The 16,859-nt window shown below is 61.3% G+C and carries 23 protein-coding genes; 14 read left to right on the top strand and 9 right to left on the bottom strand.

The window, feature by feature from the left end:
• Positions 1-11: 11 nt before the first annotated feature.
• The 4 genes from cueR to ACM6UT_RS06585 all read left to right on the top strand — a co-directional run bounded on the left by cueR (position 12) and on the right by ACM6UT_RS06585 (position 1,663).
• Entirely contained in the window at positions 12-422 is a 411-nt protein-coding gene (gene cueR, locus ACM6UT_RS06600; protein ID WP_416796549.1) for a Cu(I)-responsive transcriptional regulator, read from the top strand.
• Positions 423-544: 122 nt separating this feature from the next.
• Positions 545-751: a heavy-metal-associated domain-containing protein gene (locus tag ACM6UT_RS06595; protein ID WP_416796548.1), complete on the top strand. Its 207-nt coding sequence runs from the start codon at positions 545-547 to the stop codon at positions 749-751.
• A gap of 115 nt (positions 752-866) precedes the next feature.
• Positions 867-1,220 (top strand): carboxymuconolactone decarboxylase family protein, encoded by a 354-nt coding sequence (locus ACM6UT_RS06590; protein ID WP_129333198.1) that lies wholly within the window; start codon positions 867-869, stop codon positions 1,218-1,220.
• A gap of 143 nt (positions 1,221-1,363) precedes the next feature.
• Positions 1,364-1,663 (top strand): hypothetical protein, encoded by a 300-nt coding sequence (locus ACM6UT_RS06585; RefSeq protein WP_416796547.1) that lies wholly within the window; start codon positions 1,364-1,366, stop codon positions 1,661-1,663.
• Positions 1,664-1,911: 248 nt separating this feature from the next.
• Here ACM6UT_RS06585 and ACM6UT_RS06580 read toward each other — a convergent pair whose 3' ends face one another.
• A complete protein-coding gene (locus tag ACM6UT_RS06580) occupies positions 1,912-2,217 on the bottom strand; it encodes a putative quinol monooxygenase (RefSeq protein ID WP_416796546.1) in 306 nt (101 codons plus the stop codon).
• Between the two features lie 146 nt (positions 2,218-2,363).
• On the opposite strand from ACM6UT_RS06580, the gene ACM6UT_RS06575 reads away from it, so the two are divergent.
• Positions 2,364-2,729 (top strand): winged helix-turn-helix transcriptional regulator, encoded by a 366-nt coding sequence (locus ACM6UT_RS06575; RefSeq protein ID WP_416796545.1) that lies wholly within the window; start codon positions 2,364-2,366, stop codon positions 2,727-2,729.
• A gap of 44 nt (positions 2,730-2,773) precedes the next feature.
• Here the strand turns inward: ACM6UT_RS06575 and lepA are convergent, their stop codons facing one another.
• From lepA to ACM6UT_RS06560, 3 genes are all read right to left on the bottom strand, one after another.
• A complete protein-coding gene (gene lepA, locus ACM6UT_RS06570) occupies positions 2,774-4,597 on the bottom strand; it encodes a translation elongation factor 4 (protein WP_416796544.1) in 1,824 nt (607 codons plus the stop codon).
• Positions 4,598-4,669: 72 nt separating this feature from the next.
• Positions 4,670-5,545, bottom strand: coding sequence for a carbon-nitrogen hydrolase family protein (locus ACM6UT_RS06565; RefSeq protein WP_416796543.1), 876 nt, complete (start codon positions 5,543-5,545; stop codon positions 4,670-4,672).
• Positions 5,542-6,135 carry a GNAT family N-acetyltransferase gene (locus ACM6UT_RS06560; protein WP_416796542.1) on the bottom strand — a complete coding sequence of 198 codons (594 nt, stop codon included), beginning with the start codon at positions 6,133-6,135 and terminating at the stop codon, positions 5,542-5,544. The genes ACM6UT_RS06565 and ACM6UT_RS06560 overlap by 4 nt, the downstream gene beginning before the upstream one ends.
• Before the next feature lie 82 nt (positions 6,136-6,217).
• Between ACM6UT_RS06560 and ACM6UT_RS06555 the strand changes: the two genes are divergently transcribed.
• Positions 6,218-6,619 carry a nuclear transport factor 2 family protein gene (locus ACM6UT_RS06555; protein WP_416796541.1) on the top strand — a complete coding sequence of 134 codons (402 nt, stop codon included), beginning with the start codon at positions 6,218-6,220 and terminating at the stop codon, positions 6,617-6,619.
• A 5-nt stretch (positions 6,620-6,624) separates the two neighbouring features.
• On the opposite strand, the gene ACM6UT_RS06550 is transcribed toward ACM6UT_RS06555, so the two are convergent.
• Positions 6,625-7,014: a DoxX family protein gene (locus ACM6UT_RS06550; RefSeq protein ID WP_416796540.1), complete on the bottom strand. Its 390-nt coding sequence runs from the start codon at positions 7,012-7,014 to the stop codon at positions 6,625-6,627.
• 201 nt (positions 7,015-7,215) lie between these two features.
• Here ACM6UT_RS06550 and ACM6UT_RS06545 point away from each other — a divergent pair, with 201 nt between their 5' ends.
• The 5 genes from ACM6UT_RS06545 (at position 7,216) to ACM6UT_RS06525 (ending at position 10,576) form a co-directional block, all read left to right on the top strand.
• On the top strand, positions 7,216-7,650 hold the full coding sequence (locus tag ACM6UT_RS06545) for a MarR family winged helix-turn-helix transcriptional regulator (RefSeq protein WP_416796539.1): 435 nt from the start codon (positions 7,216-7,218) through the stop codon (positions 7,648-7,650).
• Positions 7,651-7,702: 52 nt separating this feature from the next.
• Entirely contained in the window at positions 7,703-8,281 is a 579-nt protein-coding gene (locus tag ACM6UT_RS06540) for a helix-turn-helix domain-containing protein (protein ID WP_416796538.1), read from the top strand.
• 24 nt (positions 8,282-8,305) lie between these two features.
• Complete coding sequence (locus tag ACM6UT_RS06535) at positions 8,306-8,845, top strand: GNAT family N-acetyltransferase (protein WP_416796537.1); 540 nt, start codon at positions 8,306-8,308, stop codon at positions 8,843-8,845.
• Between the two features lie 152 nt (positions 8,846-8,997).
• Positions 8,998-9,384 carry a hypothetical protein gene (locus ACM6UT_RS06530; RefSeq protein WP_416796536.1) on the top strand — a complete coding sequence of 129 codons (387 nt, stop codon included), beginning with the start codon at positions 8,998-9,000 and terminating at the stop codon, positions 9,382-9,384.
• 163 nt (positions 9,385-9,547) lie between these two features.
• Complete coding sequence (locus ACM6UT_RS06525) at positions 9,548-10,576, top strand: histone deacetylase family protein (protein ID WP_416796535.1); 1,029 nt, start codon at positions 9,548-9,550, stop codon at positions 10,574-10,576.
• A 578-nt stretch (positions 10,577-11,154) separates the two neighbouring features.
• Here the strand turns inward: ACM6UT_RS06525 and ACM6UT_RS06520 are convergent.
• Positions 11,155-12,261, bottom strand: a complete 1,107-nt coding sequence (locus ACM6UT_RS06520) for a TRAP transporter substrate-binding protein (RefSeq protein WP_416796534.1) — start codon at positions 12,259-12,261, stop codon at positions 11,155-11,157.
• A 178-nt stretch (positions 12,262-12,439) separates the two neighbouring features.
• Complete coding sequence (locus ACM6UT_RS06515; protein WP_416796533.1) at positions 12,440-12,919, bottom strand: group III truncated hemoglobin; 480 nt, start codon at positions 12,917-12,919, stop codon at positions 12,440-12,442.
• 218 nt (positions 12,920-13,137) lie between these two features.
• Here ACM6UT_RS06515 and mbfA point away from each other — a divergent pair, with 218 nt between their 5' ends.
• On the top strand, positions 13,138-14,124 hold the full coding sequence (mbfA, locus tag ACM6UT_RS06510; RefSeq protein WP_416796532.1) for an iron exporter MbfA: 987 nt from the start codon (positions 13,138-13,140) through the stop codon (positions 14,122-14,124).
• A gap of 112 nt (positions 14,125-14,236) precedes the next feature.
• Positions 14,237-14,365: a hypothetical protein gene (locus tag ACM6UT_RS06505; RefSeq protein ID WP_416796531.1), complete on the top strand. Its 129-nt coding sequence runs from the start codon at positions 14,237-14,239 to the stop codon at positions 14,363-14,365.
• A gap of 71 nt (positions 14,366-14,436) precedes the next feature.
• Here ACM6UT_RS06505 and ACM6UT_RS06500 read toward each other — a convergent pair whose 3' ends face one another.
• Together ACM6UT_RS06500 and ACM6UT_RS06495 are read right to left on the bottom strand one after the other, a co-directional pair.
• Entirely contained in the window at positions 14,437-15,057 is a 621-nt protein-coding gene (locus tag ACM6UT_RS06500) for a transglutaminase-like cysteine peptidase (protein WP_416796530.1), read from the bottom strand.
• 108 nt (positions 15,058-15,165) lie between these two features.
• Positions 15,166-15,972 (bottom strand): alpha/beta hydrolase, encoded by an 807-nt coding sequence (locus tag ACM6UT_RS06495; RefSeq protein ID WP_416796529.1) that lies wholly within the window; start codon positions 15,970-15,972, stop codon positions 15,166-15,168.
• 181 nt (positions 15,973-16,153) lie between these two features.
• Between ACM6UT_RS06495 and infC the strand changes: the two genes are divergently transcribed.
• On the top strand, positions 16,154-16,690 hold the full coding sequence (gene infC / locus ACM6UT_RS06490) for a translation initiation factor IF-3 (RefSeq protein WP_129333739.1): 537 nt from the start codon (positions 16,154-16,156) through the stop codon (positions 16,688-16,690).
• The last annotated feature ends 169 nt before the right edge of the window (positions 16,691-16,859 follow it).

Genomic DNA, 16,859 nt, shown 5'->3' with positions numbered 1-16,859 from the left:
GAGGAAGAGACATGAATATTGGTGAAGCTTCCGAGGCCTCCGGCGTTTCGGCCAAGATGATCCGGTACTACGAGGAAATCGGCCTCGTGCGGCCGGCGAGCCGTACCGCTTCGAATTATCGTCTTTATGGCGAAGAGGAAGTGCATCGCTTGCGGTTCATTCGCCGCGCACGCTCCCTCGGCTTTTCACTCGAGGAGACGGAGCGGTTGCTGAAGCTCTGGGACGACAAGAGTCGTGCGAGCGCGGAGGTGAAGAAGGTGGCGCTTGCCCACATCGTCGACCTCGAGGAGAAGATCGCGGCCATGAAGTCGATGGTGGCCACGCTGACCGAGCTGGCCGATTGCTGCCAGGGCGACCACCGGCCGAACTGCCCGATCCTTGCCGATCTCGCCGGTCCGGACGCGCAACGCAGGGGGCATTAGCACCGCAAGGGCGGAAAGCGCTGCTATGCCGCCTAGGAATTTCCACTTGACCTTCCCCATGGGGGAAGGTGCATCACTGATGGTATCCGTGCCGAGAGGCATAAGGGAAAAAGGACAGCAAAATGAGCGAACTCAATCTCTTCCGTGTAGAAGACATGACCTGCGGCCACTGCGCCAAGTCCGTGAAGGCTGCACTCGCCGACGCGCTGCCCGGAGCGGAGGTCTCCGTCGACCTCGTCTCTCATGAGGTGCGCGTCGGCGGAGATGCCGCGAAAGCCGAAGCGGCTATCCGCGAGGCCGGCTATACGCCGGAACGGATCGGAGCCTGACGGGGCTCGTGGCTTCTGCAATCTCGTCGGAATTTGATCTTCCTCAAGGCTGAGCCGTTGACCTCCGGTTAAGGCATATGCATATCGCTATGTGTTAACAGGAAAGGCTCTCCCCATGGTCACGAAATACTATCCCGACATCACCAAGGATATCTCCGCCCAGACCAAGACCCTGCGGAAGGACATTCCCGACGTCATGGCAGGCTTTTCCGCCATGGCGTCGGCTGCGACCCGAGACGGAGCGCTCGACAAGAAGACCAAGGAGTTCGTGGCACTGGCGATCGCGATTGCCACGCGCTGCGACGGGTGCATCGGCTTTCACACCGACGCATTGGTGAAGCTCGGCGCAACCAAGGCGGAGTTCGAGGAGACGCTCGGCATGGCCGTCTACATGGGCGGAGGTCCGTCGCTGATGTATGCGGCACATGCGATGAGCGCATGGGAGCAGTTCGGCGGCGCGGCGGAGTAACGTATCCGGAGTATGGTCGTCCGCGGCCGGGAACGCGCAGGGTTCTCCAGTGAATCGCGCGCGAGCGGTGGGGCGGCCGACTTCCGTTTGGAACCATCCGGCCGGATCTGCATTTCCTTCCGAGACCGAGAGGAGGAAGTGCCATGACCTATGATCCCAATCTCAATCGTGATCCGCCCGACGTCGGGAATCCGCCGCCACGCGCGTCGCGCAACGGCACCTGGACCTGGGCGGCCATCGGCGCCGTGATCGTCCTTGGACTGGTCGTGTGGTCGCTGATGAGCGGCGGCCCCGGCGTCGACCAATCCACGACATCGTCGACGACCCCGCCTGCGACTGACACCGCGCCGGCTGTTCAGCCGACCACACCCGCGGCTCCGGCAACGCCGCCGGCCAACGACGCGGCTCCGGCGAACCCGCCTGCAGGCAACTCGCAGCCCTAAGTCGGGTCGACAGAAAGAAAGCCGCCCGTCTCGAAAGAGGCGGACGGCACAGTCGTGTCAACCCTTCGGCGGATGGGGATCGCTGCCGTAGGAGTTGCACTCGCGGATACGACCATTTCTCCGTGGATCAGCATTTCCGTTTCTGGTTTGGGGCGATTACCGCGCGCGATGCCGATGGCTGCCGCTGTGTTTCGCCACCTTGGTGGTCGCCGAGGATGAGTGCATCCAGCAACTGTCGGCCAGCAGGATCACCGCTGCCAATCGACGTCGGTGACGGTATAGTGCTGCATCTCCGCAATCTCGCCGACAAAGGGTCGGATGGCGGCGAGGAAGGGCGGGAAATGCGCTCCCTTGCGAAAACCCCGGAGGTGGTCCTCGGTGGATGTCCACAGAATGCGGAGGGTGAGGCTCGACGGGTCCTCAACGCAATGTGAGAGTTCGAAGCCGTGGCATTCCGGTGCGACCTTGAGGCTCTCCTGTGCCTTGCGATAAGCCGCAACGAGCTCTTCGGGCGTATGCTGCTTGAGTTGATAGCGAATATATTCGACGATCATGGTGGTGCGCTCCCGGGTTTCGGCGGCAGTTTTGCAGAATATCGAAACGAGACAAGCACTTACCTCAAGGTAATCAATATCGCGCCGCAGGCGGGCTATGGTGGCGCCAGTCATGCGGCGGGCGGAAAGCGGCAATGGAGGCATGGGTGGACGTCGACAAAATGCATGATTGCCCGGTCCTGGCGACCATTCAGGTCATCGGCGGAAAATGGAAGCCGCGGATCCTGTGGCGGCTGCGCGACGGTGCGGCAACCTTCGGAGAATTGAGGCGCATTGTCGGGATGTCCGAAAAGGTGCTGCAGGAAAACCTGCTGGCGCTGCGTCGCAACGGCGTCATCTCCCGCACGCCGGTAAAGGGCGGGGACATAGTCTATGTCGAGTATCGATATACCGACTACGGCCTGTCGCTCGTGCCGGTGCTGGATGCCATGGGAAGTTGGGGCATGGCGCATGCCGCAAAGGAGAGAGACGGCGAGCCATCGGCCGCCCGCGCACCCCGCCGCCGAGCCTGAGCATCGCTCAGGAGGCCGCGATCATCAATGCGGCCTTCGCCGATCTATTCGTCGTTCATCTTCAGCGCAGCGATGAAGGCTTCCTGCGGGATCTCGACCTTGCCGAACTGGCGCATGCGCTTCTTGCCTTCCTTCTGCTTGTCGAGCAGCTTGCGCTTGCGGGTGGCGTCGCCGCCGTAGCACTTGGCAGTCACGTCCTTGCGCAGCGCGCGGACGGTTTCGCGCGCGATCACCTTGCCGCCGATCGCCGCCTGGATCGGAATCTGGAACATGTGCGGCGGGATGAGTTCCTTCAGCTTCTCGCACATGCCACGGCCGCGGCGGTCGGCGGCGGAACGGTGGACCAGCATCGAAAGCGCATCAACCGGATCGCCATTGACGAGGATCGACATCTTCACGAGGTCGCCCTCGCGGTAGTCGAGGATGTGGTAGTCGAAGGAGGCATATCCCTTGGAGATCGACTTCAGCCGATCGTAGAAGTCGAAGACCACTTCGTTGAGCGGCAGCTCGTAGGTGATCATCGCGCGGTTGCCGACATAGGTGAGTTCGGTCTGAATGCCGCGCCGGTCCTGGCAAAGCTTCAGGATGCCGCCGAGATATTCGTCCGGCGTCATGATTGTTGCCTTGATCCAGGGCTCGCGGATTTCCTCGATCTTGACCACGTCCGGCATGTCGGCGGGGTTGTGCAGTTCCTTCTCGGTACCGTCCGTCAGCTTCATCTGGTAGACGACCGAAGGTGCGGTGGCGACGAGGTCGAGGTTGAACTCGCGCTCGAGACGCTCCTGAATGATTTCGAGATGGAGCAGGCCGAGGAAGCCGCAGCGGAAGCCGAAGCCGAGGGCGGCGGAGCTCTCCATCTCGAAGGAGAAGGAGGCGTCGTTGAGGCGCAGCTTGCCCATGGCGGCGCGCAGGTCTTCGAAATCGGCGGCATCGACGGGGAAGAGGCCACAGAACACGACCGGCTGGGCCGGCTTGAAGCCGGGCAGGGCCGAGGCCGTGGGCCGACGGTCATCGGTGATGGTATCGCCGACACGGGTATCGGCCACTTCCTTGATCGAGGCGGTGATGAAGCCGATCTCGCCAGGGCCGAGTGAGTCCACGTTGACCATCTTCGGTGTTAGCACGCCGACACGCTCGACCGTGTATTTCGCGCCTGTGCCCATCATCCGGATCTGCTGGCCCTTCACCAACACGCCGTCGATGATGCGCACGAGAACCATGACGCCAAGATAGGTGTCATACCAGCTGTCGACCAGCAGCGCCTTCAGCGGAGCGGTCTCGCCACCGGGGCTCTTCGGCGCCGGCAGGCGGTGGACGATGGCTTCCAGGACCTCCGGGATGCCGAGGCCCGTCTTCGCCGAGATCAGCACGGCGTCCGATGCGTCGATCCCGATGACTTCCTCGATCTGTTCCTTGATCCGGTCCGGTTCGGCCGCCGGCAGGTCGATCTTGTTGAGCACCGTCACCAGCTCGTGGTTGTTGTCGATCGCCTGGTAGACGTTGGCGAGCGTCTGCGCTTCCACGCCCTGGGAGGCGTCGACGACGAGCAGCGATCCCTCGCAAGCCGAGAGCGAGCGCGACACTTCGTAGGCGAAGTCGACGTGGCCGGGGGTGTCGATGAGATTCAGCACATAGGTTTCGCCATCATTGGCCTTGTAGTGCAAGCGCACCGTTTGGGCCTTGATGGTGATGCCACGCTCGCGCTCGATATCCATCGAATCGAGGACCTGCTCCGACATCTCGCGCTCGGCGAGGCCGCCACAAGTCTGAATCAGCCGGTCGGCCAGTGTCGATTTGCCGTGGTCAATATGGGCCACGATCGAAAAATTGCGGATGTGGTCAAGGGGCGTGCGGGATGATGTGCTCATGGGCAGCGCATATAGCAGCGACGGATAGGCCAGACTAGCGGGAAGTTCGACCAAACGCCCACAAATGCGCCCTCAGACCGCAAACTGTTCCGGCCAGTCGCGTCGCGTGGCGACCTGGCCCTCGGTGCGTAGCCGCAACACGTCCGCAAGATCGACCTCCGTTATCAGCCACCGGCTTTCATCGACATTGTCGCTCTCGCTCTCGGCGAAGATGCCCGAAGGGGGCATGCCGTAGTCCGGCGGCACGTACAGCGCCGCGCGTCCCCTGTTTTCATCGACAGCGGGTGACCATGGCGCATTTCCCGTCGTCGGCGAGACCAGTACGGCGATCTGGTTTTCCAGTGCGCGTGCCTGTGCGCCGATGCGCACGCGATAGGCGCCGGCCAGAGTATCAGTGCAGCTCGGCGCGAGAATGAGCTCGACACCCAAGTCCGCGAGCTTGCGGCCCAGCATCGGGAACTCGTTGTCGTAGCAGATGAGGATGCCAAGCGTGCCGAGCGGCGTTTCGAAACTGCGGAGCCCATCCTCGCCTGCGGCAATACCCCACTGCTCTCGCTCGAAGCGGGTCATGATGATCTTGTCCTGATGGCCGATCAGGCCATCGGGACCGAAGAGCCAGGCGCGGTTGCGGTAGTTGCCATCTGGGTCGCGCATCGGCGCCGAGCCTGGCTGGAAGACGATGCCATGGGTCCGGGCGAGATCTTCGCAGAGATCGAGCCAGGTCGGGATCATCGGTTGGATGCCGGCAATTGACCCGTGCAGATGAGAGCGAACCTGCGGGTCGAGCTGGCCGGTCAGCGCGAGACCTGAATACTCCGGAAGCAGCAGGAGTTTCGCCCCCTTGTCGACCGCTGCGCGGACGAGATGGGTAAGATGGAGGACGTAATCCTCCCAGGTCTCGATCAGATCGATCTTGTACTGGCAGCTGGCAAGCGTGATCTTGGTCATGAACGGAGGTCCCGTATCCAGAAAGAGAGAGGCTTCGGACTTTCCTCGGCCTCGTCGAGGTCGCGCCAGGAGAAGGTCGTTCGAAGCTCAGGATGATGGCTGTAGCCGCGCTTGGTCCAGAAAGAATCGAGAGGCACGTAGTCGGTGGGCCTGCGCGGATGGTCTGCAGCGCGCTCGACGGCGCAGAAGGTGGCATAGCGCAGGCCGAGCTTTTTCGCCCGGGCCTCGCGACCTTCAAAGAATTTCACGCCAATGCCTCGTCCGCGATAGCCGGCGAGGAGCACGCTTTCGCCGAAATAGAAATACTGCGCCGGATCGCGTCCGGTAGCTAGAAAGGGCGCTTTCACCTCGTCCGTTTCTCCGATCATCGGCGTTCCGGTGGCCGCGCCGACGACCTGCTGACCATCGATTGCCAGCACGAAGACCGAGCCTTCGGATCGTGAATACGTGGCCAGATAATTCCGCTCATAGGCGAGATCGCCGTCGTACAGGTAGGGGAAATCCCGAAACACCGCGATCCGCAGCCGCGCAAGATCGTCGACGAATGCGGCTACCTCGCCGCCGGAAAAGGATTGGATCGTCAGGGTCATGAAGTGTTTTCAGTCCGTTCGAGAGCGGTTATACCGTCCCGGACCCTTTGATCCAAGCCTTGCGTCATCCTGAGGAGTGCTCATGACCGCTGCCGATACGATCCGCGCCTATTATGAAGCCTTCAACGCCGGCGACATGGAAGCCTTCCTGGCGCTGCTGACCGACGACGTCATTCACGACATCAACCAAGGGGAGCGTCAGATCGGCAAGGCGGCTTTCTCCAGCTTCATGGGACACATGAACCGCTGCTACAGGGAAGAGCTCACCGACATGGTGGTCATGACCAGTGAGGATGGCCGGCGAGGTGCCGCCGAATTTGTCGTCCATGGCGAGTACCTGGCGACCGACGAGGGGTTGCCGGAAGCGAACGGCCAGAAATACGTTCTTCCGGCCGGAGCCTTCTTCGAATTGCGGGACGGCAAGGTCGCGCGGATATCCAACTACTACAACCTTCCGGACTGGATCCGTCAGGTAGGGGGCTGACGCGGTCAGCGCAGGAAGGGCAAGGCCATCCGTATGGCTGGCATGCGCAGCCACAGTCCGCCCCACATGAAGGCGGCGATGTAGAAGCTGAAGAGCACGTGGCTGAAGAGCGGGCTTTGGGCGCGCAACTGTGTCGCGATCGCACCTCCGAGGAGACCGGTCATCAACACGGCGCCGAGCAGGCTTGTACGCGGAAACAGGTAGAGCACCACGCAGGTCAGCTCGATGACGCCGATCATCTTCGCGTAACCGGGCGGCCAGCCGAGGGCGGCCAGCGTTTCTTCCGCAACCGGCATGCCGAGAAGCTTGGGTGCGACGGAAGCCCCGAGCATGAACAGGACGAAGACGAGCGACAGGCCTCGCCCCGCCCAAAGGGCAGTCATTTCCTCTTTCATCAGTCGTTCTCCTCTCTCGATTCCAGGTCCGACCTGCCTTGGTGGTGCATCTTTCTCTTGAGAAGAGCCACGCACCGCGTTATCTTTCTAGAAAGATAATACGGAAGTATCTTTATGGCAAGACAAATTGCTTCGAAGCGGGATGTGCAGGATGATCACGTTGGTGCGCGCAGGCGCCAGTGGTCAAAGGAGCTCCCGGACGTGGACACGGTCGGCATGGCCATTCTCGGTCGAGCGCGGTGGATAACGCTGAAGGTTCGTCCACCTATCGAGGCGGTGTTTGCCGAGCACGGGCTCGATACTGGTGAGTTCGACGTGCTCGCGACGCTGTTGCGGTCGGGCCCCCCCTATCGTCTGCGTCCGACAGAGCTTTTCCAGCAACTGATGATCACCTCAGGCGGCTTGACTCCCCGGCTTGCACGTCTTGAGAAGGCCGGCCTTGTCGAACGTCCACCAAGCGAGGGCGACGGGCGCAGCCTCCCTGTGCAATTGACGGCTCTTGGCCACGAACGGGCGGAGGCAGCCTTTCGCGCCGACATGGCGGTCGAGGCAGACCTGTTGAGGTGCCTGGATGAGCGAGAGACGGAAGACCTCGGACGCCTGCTGGCCAAGCTGGCGATTGCGCTCGACACCTGAAGCGCCTTGTTCCCCTCTTGACTCCAATATGTGACGCTGTAATTCTCATATAATGGAACAGAGAGAAGATGAACTCGCTCGGTCAATTGGGGAGCGCGTTAAAGCGCTGCGTAGTGAGCGTGGGTTAACGCTCGACCAGCTCGCCGAAGTCTCCGGCGTCAGCCGGGCGATGATCTCGCGTATCGAGCGCGCGGAGACGAGCCCGACGGCCGTGTTGCTGGCGAGGCTTTGTTCCTCGCTCGGCCTTTCGCTGTCGGTTTTCTTCGATATCGCCGGCGACGCGTCAGAGCCTTTGGCGCGCCGTGCCGACCAGCCGGTGTGGCGCGATCCGGAAAGCGGCTATCTTCGCCGCGCAGTAAGCCCGCCTGGAACGGGCTCGCGCGTCGACGTCGTCGAGGTCGAGTTTCCACCCGCGGCGGAAGTCCGTTTCGGCAGCCCGCCGGCAAGCCGTAACCAATGGCAGCACGTCTGGCTGTTCGAAGGGGAGATGGAATTAACGGTCGGAGAGCGGATCTACCGCCTGACGGCCGGTGACTGCCTCTACATGAATGTCGGTGAGGTGCATGCCTTTCGAAATCCGACCGACAAACCCTCCCGCTATGCCGTGGTCATCGACCTCGGTTCACGTTGACGCAAACCTTTCCCGGAGCTTTCCATGCCCGCCCTCATTCGCCTGCTGAACAAAGAAGAAGCGCTCACGTGCCTGCCCGACCTTTGCGACGTGCTCTGCGACTGCGTCGACGGCGGCGCTTCGATCGGCTTCATGTCGCCCCTGGCGCCTGCCGACGCAGCGGCCTACTGGCAGGGAGTTGCCGCCGCCGTGGGCCGAAACGAAGCGCTGCTTCTCGTTGCCGAGGACGAGACGCGTCGTGTCGTCGGGACGGTACAGATCGGCTTTGCGCTGAAGCCGAACCAGCCTCACCGGGCAGACCTGATGAAGCTCCTCGTGCATCGTGTCGCCCGCGGTCGCGGTTTGTCGCGACAGCTTGTGGTGGCCGCCGAGCGCGAAGCAATGGCACGTGGGCGCTGGCTGCTCGTCCTCGACACAGCGACCGGGGAACCGGCCGAGGCAATCTACGAGCGTTTCGGCTGGGTACGGTCCGGTGTTATCCCGGACTACGCCCTGTTCCCGGATGGCCGCTATTGCGCGACCACGGTCTTCTACAAACGTCTCGCGCCAGCCGCAGACGCCTGATCGGTCGACACTGCTTTCGCCTTAAGGCTGCGCCAGAATCACAGGTTGTGCCAAAAAAGGGCGCACTCCGGGTCGCCTCGCCCCTCCCTTTAGGTTGACTCGTCATGCTAGCGGTTCGCTGGCATTAACATTCTGGAATCGGGGGATCTCTCATGACGCTTTTCGTTTCGGCAATACGCAGGCCTGCGGGTCTTCTTCTGATGACGTGTGCGGCTGTCGCTGCGGCTCTGCCCGCGCTCGCCGCGGATGTCACATTCGTTATGCGTAACGAACATCCGAACGCGGTGGAAGTCGAACTCTACAGCCAGGACCGCGATTACGTCTGGCCGGGGAATAATCAGGTTTTCTATCTCGACGACGGCGAGACGAAGCAGATTCCGCTTTCCTGCAACGAGGGAGAATCGATCTGCTACGGCGCTTGGGTTTCCGGTGACCGCGGCACCTACTGGGGAACCGGACCGGATAACACCGAGACCTGCAGTGACTGCTGCTATGTCTGCACGGGCGGCGAGACCGAGGAAATCAACCTCGTCGAGTGAGGAGGTTGCCGGGGATTTCATGATCGGGTCTGGACCGCTTCGAGGTTCTCTCGAGCGCGGTCCTGTTCCGGTGAGGCTGAAGCGCCTCGACCCCTTCCGTCCCTTGCCAACTCCTCGGCCGCAAGGGTAGCGTGCGTCCCACATCGACGGAGGGGCGGCGGGAATGCGGGTTTTCTATTCGGAGAAGCACAAGCTTCGAGATGCCAAGACGGAGCTGCACGGCGGTCTGCTGGTCAAGCCTTTCGAGGGACCGTTCCGCGCCGAATGGATCTTGGCAGCGGTGAAAGAGGCCGGATTTTCCGACGTTTCCGCACCTGAAGGGCACGGACTCGAAACAGCGCTCAAAGTCCACGATGCCGGTTATGTCGAGTTTCTCAGTACTTGCTGGGAACGGTGGCAGGCTCAGGGTTTCGAGGGTGAGGCAATAGCGACCTCCTTTCCCTGCCGCCGCAGCCAGACCGGTCGGGTGCCGAAGAACATAGACGGTGCTGTCGGCTATTACGCCAATTCGGCCGAGACGGCGATTTCCGGCGGCACTTACGAGGCAGCGATCGCTTCGATGGATGTAGCGATTTCCGGCGCTGACTGGCTTGCAGAAGGCAATCGGTTCGCCTTTTCGCTCTGCCGCCCACCGGGTCATCATGCCGGCATCGATCTTTTCGGCGGCTACTGCTTCATCAACAATGCCGCCATTGCCGCGCAACGGCTGCTTGATCGGGGAGCAGGAAGGGTCGCGGTCCTCGACGTCGACTTTCACCATGGCAACGGTACCCAGGACATAACCTACCGACGTGACGACATCTTCTTCGCATCGCTCCACGGGGAGCCGCAGGATGCTTTCCCGTTCTTCATGGGATATGCCGACGAGGCAGGCGAGGGTCCCGGTGAAGGACTGAACGCGAACTATCCGATGCCCTCCGGCACGGCGTGGGATGTCTGGTCGTCCGCTCTCGCGGATTCCTTAACGCGCATACGCTCTTGCGGTGCCGAGGCGATCGTCCTTTCACTTGGCGTCGATACCTTTGAGGAGGATCCGATCAGTTTCTTCAAACTGAAGAGCGACGACTATCTTCGCATGGGTGAGATGATCGCCGCCGCCGGCCTGCCGGTCTTGGCGGTCATGGAAGGAGGATACGGCGTTCCGCAGATCGGGCACAACGTCGCAAACGTGCTGAAGGGCCTGGACGGCTGAGAACGCCCGGCGGAAACCGCGAAGGCGCAAGGTGTCGTAGCGGGCGTGGAAACCGAACGTATTCCGGATCGGCGCCGGCCGTATATCCCAGCGATTCGTTGAGCGCGCGGGGCTTCTGGTCTTCGATCTGGTCCCGCGTCACCACCGACAGCCTGCGGAATTTTCGTGATGGCGGTATCGACCTTCGTCCCGATCCGGTCGGCTTTCGCGACATAGCCAGCGTCATTCCGCGCAGTGCGCCTGTTTCGTATCGGTACAGGTCGGGCCGGATCGTTATAGTGCCTTTAATGAGCTCCGTCGAAATAGCGGTGTATTCGCGGCGAAGGGCTAAACGCTGCGCGCGCAACTGATATGGTTCGCTCCAGCCACCCCTGAGGTGGTCAGGAGCCCACGTCCAACCCCCACCCCCCAGCCGGTCGTGGGCTCCGCCTTGGCTGAATCTGCCGGCAGACCTCGAAGGAAATCCAGCATCTCGGCACCTGCACCACTTGGGCTCGATATTACGACAAAGGCCCCGGACAGGTCGTCCGGAGCCTTCTCAGACCGACGTGAATTGGCCGGTGCTGACGTGTGCTGCTTTACAACGTACCGGCGCGTTGTTGAAGCATCATATAGGTATCGAAGCCGTACTCGGCGATCTGCGCCCAAAGATAGGCGTCTTGTTTGAAGGCCTGCTGGCTGTCGTAAAGCGTCTTGAAGTTTTCGTTCTTGGCGCTGAGCTCGGCATAGGTTTCCTTGGCTGCCTTGTGGCAGACGTCGAGGATGTCGGAGCTGAAGGCGCGCAACTGGGCGCCCTCGGCAACGAGCTTGCGCAGGGCCGCGGCATTCGATGCGTCGTAACGTGCAAGCATGTTTGCGTTGGCGCTTGCGCAGGCGTCGGCAAGAATGCGCTGATAGTTCTTCGGCAGTTCGTTGAACTTCTCCCGGTTGAAGAAGGCATGGACCGCCGGTCCGCCTTCCCACCATGCCGGATAATAGTAGTATCTGGCAACCTTGTAGAAGCCGAGCTTGAGGTCGTCATAAGGCCCGACGAACTCGGTCGCATCGATCGTACCCTTCTCGAGTGCTGGGTAGACGTCCGATCCGGCGATCTGTTGAGGTGTGACGCCAACCTTGCTCATGACCTCGCCGGCGAGACCGGCGATGCGCATCTTGAGGCCCTTCAGGTCCTCGATGCCTTTGATTTCCTTTCGGTACCAGCCGCCCATCTGCGCGCCCGTATTGCCGGCCGGCAATGCATAGAGGTTATAGCCCGCGAGGAAGGCGTTGAGGAGGTCGTTGCCACCGCCCGCGGTGAACCATGCATTGGTCATACGGGCGTTAAGACCGAAGGGGATCGCTGTGCCGAGGGCGAAAGCCGGATCCTTGCCAATGTAATAGTAACAGCACGTATGTGCCATCTCGACCGTGCCGGCTGCGACGGCGTCGGCCGTCTGCAGCGGTGGCACGATCTCGCCGGCGGCGAAACTCTGAATGGTGAAGTTGCCGTCGGTTGCTTCCGCGACGCTCTTCGCGATGTCTTCCGCGGCACCGAAGATGATGTCGAGGCTCTTGGGGAAAGACGAGGCGAGACGCCAGGTGAGTTTCGGGTTCTGCTGGGCGATTGCGGGTGCGGCAAGTGCTGCTGTTGCAGCAGCGCCCAGTCCGGCGGCGCCGGCCTGCTTGAAGAACTTGCGACGGTTCATGATGGGAAGCCTTATAGTCGTTATAGGGTAAAATCTTCCTCTCTCCCGGCGCGGGATAAATCACCTCATCACGTTGCATGCAAGACCGTTCGCGCAAATTTCAGTCGGTAAGTCGACTCTTCCTTTTCGAAAATTTCGCAAGCACCCTCCGAAGGGCACGAAATTGTCTCGACGATTCCTACTGCCTCGGGGCGAGCGGTCTATTCGCCGGATCATCCAGCGCAGGATTGTAGAACATCGCCAGCACGAGGCTTCGGGCGATGCGTTCCGCGGTCGCCATGAACCATTGCGCCGCTTCTTCGCTCGGCGCGATGTCGTCGAGCGTCGTGCGGAAGAGTACCAGCCACTCGGCGAACAGGCCCTCATGGACTCCTTCGACGCCGAGGTGAGCCTGGACAGGCTTGCCGCCATAGGTGCCCGTTTTGAATGCGACCGACGACCAGAAACTCTTCATCTTCGTCAGGTGGTCAGGCCAGCGTCCGGCAAGCCGTTGTTCGAAAACGGGTCCAAGGTGTTCGTGGGCACGGATGCGACCATAGAAGGTTTCGACCAGAAGGTCGATGAACGCGGCATCCACGCCGAGACGCTCCATCTCGGCCTGGGCGCGTTCGCGTATACCGGCGACATGGGCTGCGCGCGCGGTCAAATCGACAGACATTTGACGACGTCCCCCCCGATTGGTTTCTCTTCAGTTGGGTTGATATCTGCCAATTTTAAGGCACCTTACGAGACGCACACGAGCACATACGTACTCGGTCTTTCTAGAGTGCGAAACTTCCGCTGCAATGCGGCGATGTGCCCGTCGGGCGATGAGTGTCGCCCCTTGACCCGGCCGCTGGAATGAATAAATTAGAACTATTCTAAATGGAGTTATTTATGCTCGGTCGGTTTTTCCCATCTTCTTCGAAACGTTCCTTCGCGAGCCTGAGCGAGCAGGAGATATTGGCGCTGGCGATCTCCTCGGAGGAGGACGACGCGCGGATTTACCTTGCCTACGCCGATCAGTTGCGCGCCCAATACCCGCAGTCTGCCAAGGTGTTCGAAGACATGGCGGAGGTCGAGCATTCCCACCGCAACATGCTGATCGAGATGCATCGTCAGCGGTTCGGCGAGCGCATTCCTCTCATCCGGCGTGAATATGTCAGCGACTTCTACAGCCGCAAACCGGATTGGCTGCGGGCGAACCAGACGCTCGAGCAGATCCGCGACGAGGCGGAGGCGATGGAGCAGTCGGCTTATCGCTTCTACACCGAGGCTGCAAAACGGACGAGCGATGCTGAAACGCGACGGCTCCTCGGCGATTTGGCGCTGGCCGAGCAGGGGCACGAGGAAACTGCCCGGATGCTGGGCGAAAAGCATGTGCCCGCCGACGTCGCGCACGAAGAGGCTCAAACGGCTCGGCGGCAGTTCATCCTGACCTATGTTCAGCCAGGGCTGGCGGGTCTGATGGACGGCTCGGTCTCCACGCTTGCACCGATTTTCGCCGCGGCGTTCGCCACGGGTGATACCTGGCAGACCTTCCTCGTCGGTCTGTCCGCATCCGTCGGCGCCGGCATCTCGATGGGTTTCACCGAAGCCGCGCACGACGACGGCAAGCTCTCCGGACGTGGTTCGCCGGTGAAACGTGGTCTCGCGTCCGGTATCATGACCGCACTCGGCGGCCTCGGTCATGCACTGCCCTATCTCATTCCGCATTTCTGGACGGCGACGATAACGGCGTCGGTGATCGTCTTCATCGAATTGTGGGCGATCGCCTTCATCCAGAATAAATACATGGAGACGCCGTTCTTGCGCGCGGCCATGCAGGTCGTTCTCGGTGGCTCGCTGGTTCTTGCCGCAGGTATTCTGATCGGCAACGGCTAATCTGGCGGTCGGACGGCACGAGACAGGCGCCGTCCGCTTGCATGCGGTCCTATTCGGCTGTCGGGCACGTTGGTGCCAACCTGTCGTGGCGCGGTTTGCGTGGCGGTGCACCATGAAGCCGTCCCACCTGACCATCGGCCTGGGCGTTTCCATGACCGTCGGCTATGAAGCGCTTCGCGACTCGTTCTCGGCTCTCGCTCCTGCGATCGCACGCGATTTCGGGTGGGAGGCGGCTTCCTGATCTCGGCGGTCAGTGCATTGCTGCTGGTGGTGCTTTCCGCCGTCGCCCCGGTTTCGATCGTCCGGAATCGGCTATTTCAGCGCGCCGACCATGAGATCGGTCGTGCCGTTCTCGATCGTCACCCACCGCCCGCTGTCGAAGCTCGCCTGCCGCTTGAGGTAGGTATAGGGCGTTGCAGTCCAGAGTTTGACCTCGTCGTTCAGGTTGTCGAGGACGTAGTCGCCCTGGGCCGCGCGCACCGTCAGGACTGCGTGACCCTCGCCGTCCGGCTTGCGCACGACGGTGATGAGAAGGTCGGAAGGATCAAAGCCAGCTTCGATCAGCTTCTTGCGTTTCAACAGAACGAAATCTTCGCAATCGCCGACGTCGGTGGGATAGGTCCACATTTCTTCGCGACCGTAGATGTCGGAGTCCGTCATCGGGGTGATCGAGGCATTCACCGCAGTATTTATGTCTCGCAGAACGCTCCAGCCCCGGTCGGTTATCCGGGGGGCCGGGGCATTCGCACGGCCGTGGACGTTGCACTCGTCGCGATGAGTACGGCAGAATTCGTAGTGACCGATCGGCTGTGAGGTGACCGTTCCGACAACCATGGCCTTCGGTGCTGCCGGCGCCGAGAGGCTGCTGTTGATGGGCACAAAAAATGCCGTCGCCGCCAATACCGCGGCGAGCGCGCGCGAACCGTTCCTCATGAACCCGTCCCTTTATATCGTTAACGAAGAGTTAATGCTGGACGGGCGTGTTAGTCAATCATTAGCAACTGCTGAAGACGGGCATTTCGCAGCTATGGTTAAAATGCATCACATTCCTTCGGAAACGCCGAGGATCGCAGCGTTCATCCGCTCGATGTCCTGAGGGCGAGAGAGCCGGTGGTCGCCATCGCGGATCAGCGTCAGGACGACATCGTCGGCGGGCAGGAATTCGACGAGCTTCAGCGCGTGGGTGTAAGGCACGTCGGGATCCTTCATCCCCTGCAGGATGTGCACCGGACAACCGGTCTCGATAATGCCAGTGAGTACCCGATTGTTGCGCCCATCCTCGATCAGCGCCCGGGTGAAGATGTTCGGCTCGGGGCTGTACTGCGACGGCTCTTCGAAATAGCCGCGCGCCTCCAGCGACCGTTGCTCGTCTGCGCTGAGATTGGGCTCCACCAGTTCGGTGGTAAAGTCGGGTGCGGGTGCGATGAGCACCATGCCTTCGAGCCTTGCGCCTGCGCCCCGGCGCTTGAGCTCCTGCGCGAGGCGAAGCGCGATCCAGCCGCCCATGGAAGAACCGACGAGGACGACGCTTTCCGGCGCTAACTCATCGAGGACTGCAAGCGCCTCCTCCAGCCAGCGTGAAATGGTGCCGAGCTTGAAGTCGCCTCCCGAGGCGCCATGACCGGAATAGTCGAAGCGGATCGCCTGACGTCCGGTGCGGGCCGCAAGACGGTCGAGTTCCTCCGCCTTGGTTCCGCTCATATCGGAGCGATAGCCGCCGAGCCACATCAGCGCCGGTCCGGCTGCGCGGTCGGAGGCAGGCCGGACCAGCATCGCGATCTCGCGCCTAGCCTCGCCCGAACCCACGACAAGATGCTGCAGTCGGGGCTCGGTCTTGATGTCTGTCATGAGGAACTCCAAATCTCGCTACGCATTCATAAAACTGATTCGTTCTTGCGAGCACACTAGGTGATTTTCTTTCCGAAGCGTGTTATTAGCCTTGCCGCGGTGGCTGCAAGCGCAACGGAAAGACGAGATTTCGCTCCGGCCGGCAGTGCCGCATTCGGAAACCAATGAGGAGAATACGACCATTCGCAGACCTTTCAAAGCCGACGCCCCCGTAAAGGAAGGGCCGCGCTCAAACCGGGAGATCAGGATCCCCAGAGTTCAGCTTATCAATGAAGAAGGTCAGAACCTCGGTATCGTGCCGACGGACGAAGCCCTTCGAATGGCCGAAGAGGCCGGCCTCGATCTCGTCGAGATCTCGCCGAATGCTGAACCTCCGGTATGCAAGATCCTGGACCTCGGCAAGCTGAAATACGCCAACCAGAAGAAGGCGGCCGAAGCGCGCAAGAAGCAGAAGATTGTCGAGGTCAAGGAAATCAAGATGCGGCCGAACATCGACACCCATGACTATGAGGTGAAGATGAAGGCGATGAGCCGCTTCTTCGAAGAAGGCGACAAGGTCAAGGTGACGCTGAAGTTCCGCGGCCGCGAAATGGCTCACCAGGAGCTCGGCATGAAGCTTCTGCAGCAGGTGAAGGAAGATACCCTGGCTATCGCCAAGGTGGAAGCCGAGCCGAAGCTCGAAGGCCGTCAGATGATGATGGTGCTGGCGCCGAAGTGAGGTGAATGCCTGCACTTTGCGACCGAAGCCGCCGCCTGCCGGCGGCTTTTCACGTCTTTCGGCCGATTCCCCTGGCCGAACCCGTTGCGCTTTTGACCGAGTGCGGTTATAAGCGCGCGTCCGAACGGTCCGGCAGGGCATGCCGTGGCCGTTTCTAATGCTTGAAAGG

The sequence above is a fragment of the Ciceribacter azotifigens genome (genome assembly GCF_048159625.1).
In the GTDB taxonomy this organism is placed as follows: Bacteria; Pseudomonadota; Alphaproteobacteria; order Rhizobiales; family Rhizobiaceae; genus Allorhizobium; species Allorhizobium azotifigens.
The sequence above is the reverse complement of the archived record's forward strand: the minus strand, read 5'-3'. Positions and strand labels throughout refer to the sequence as shown.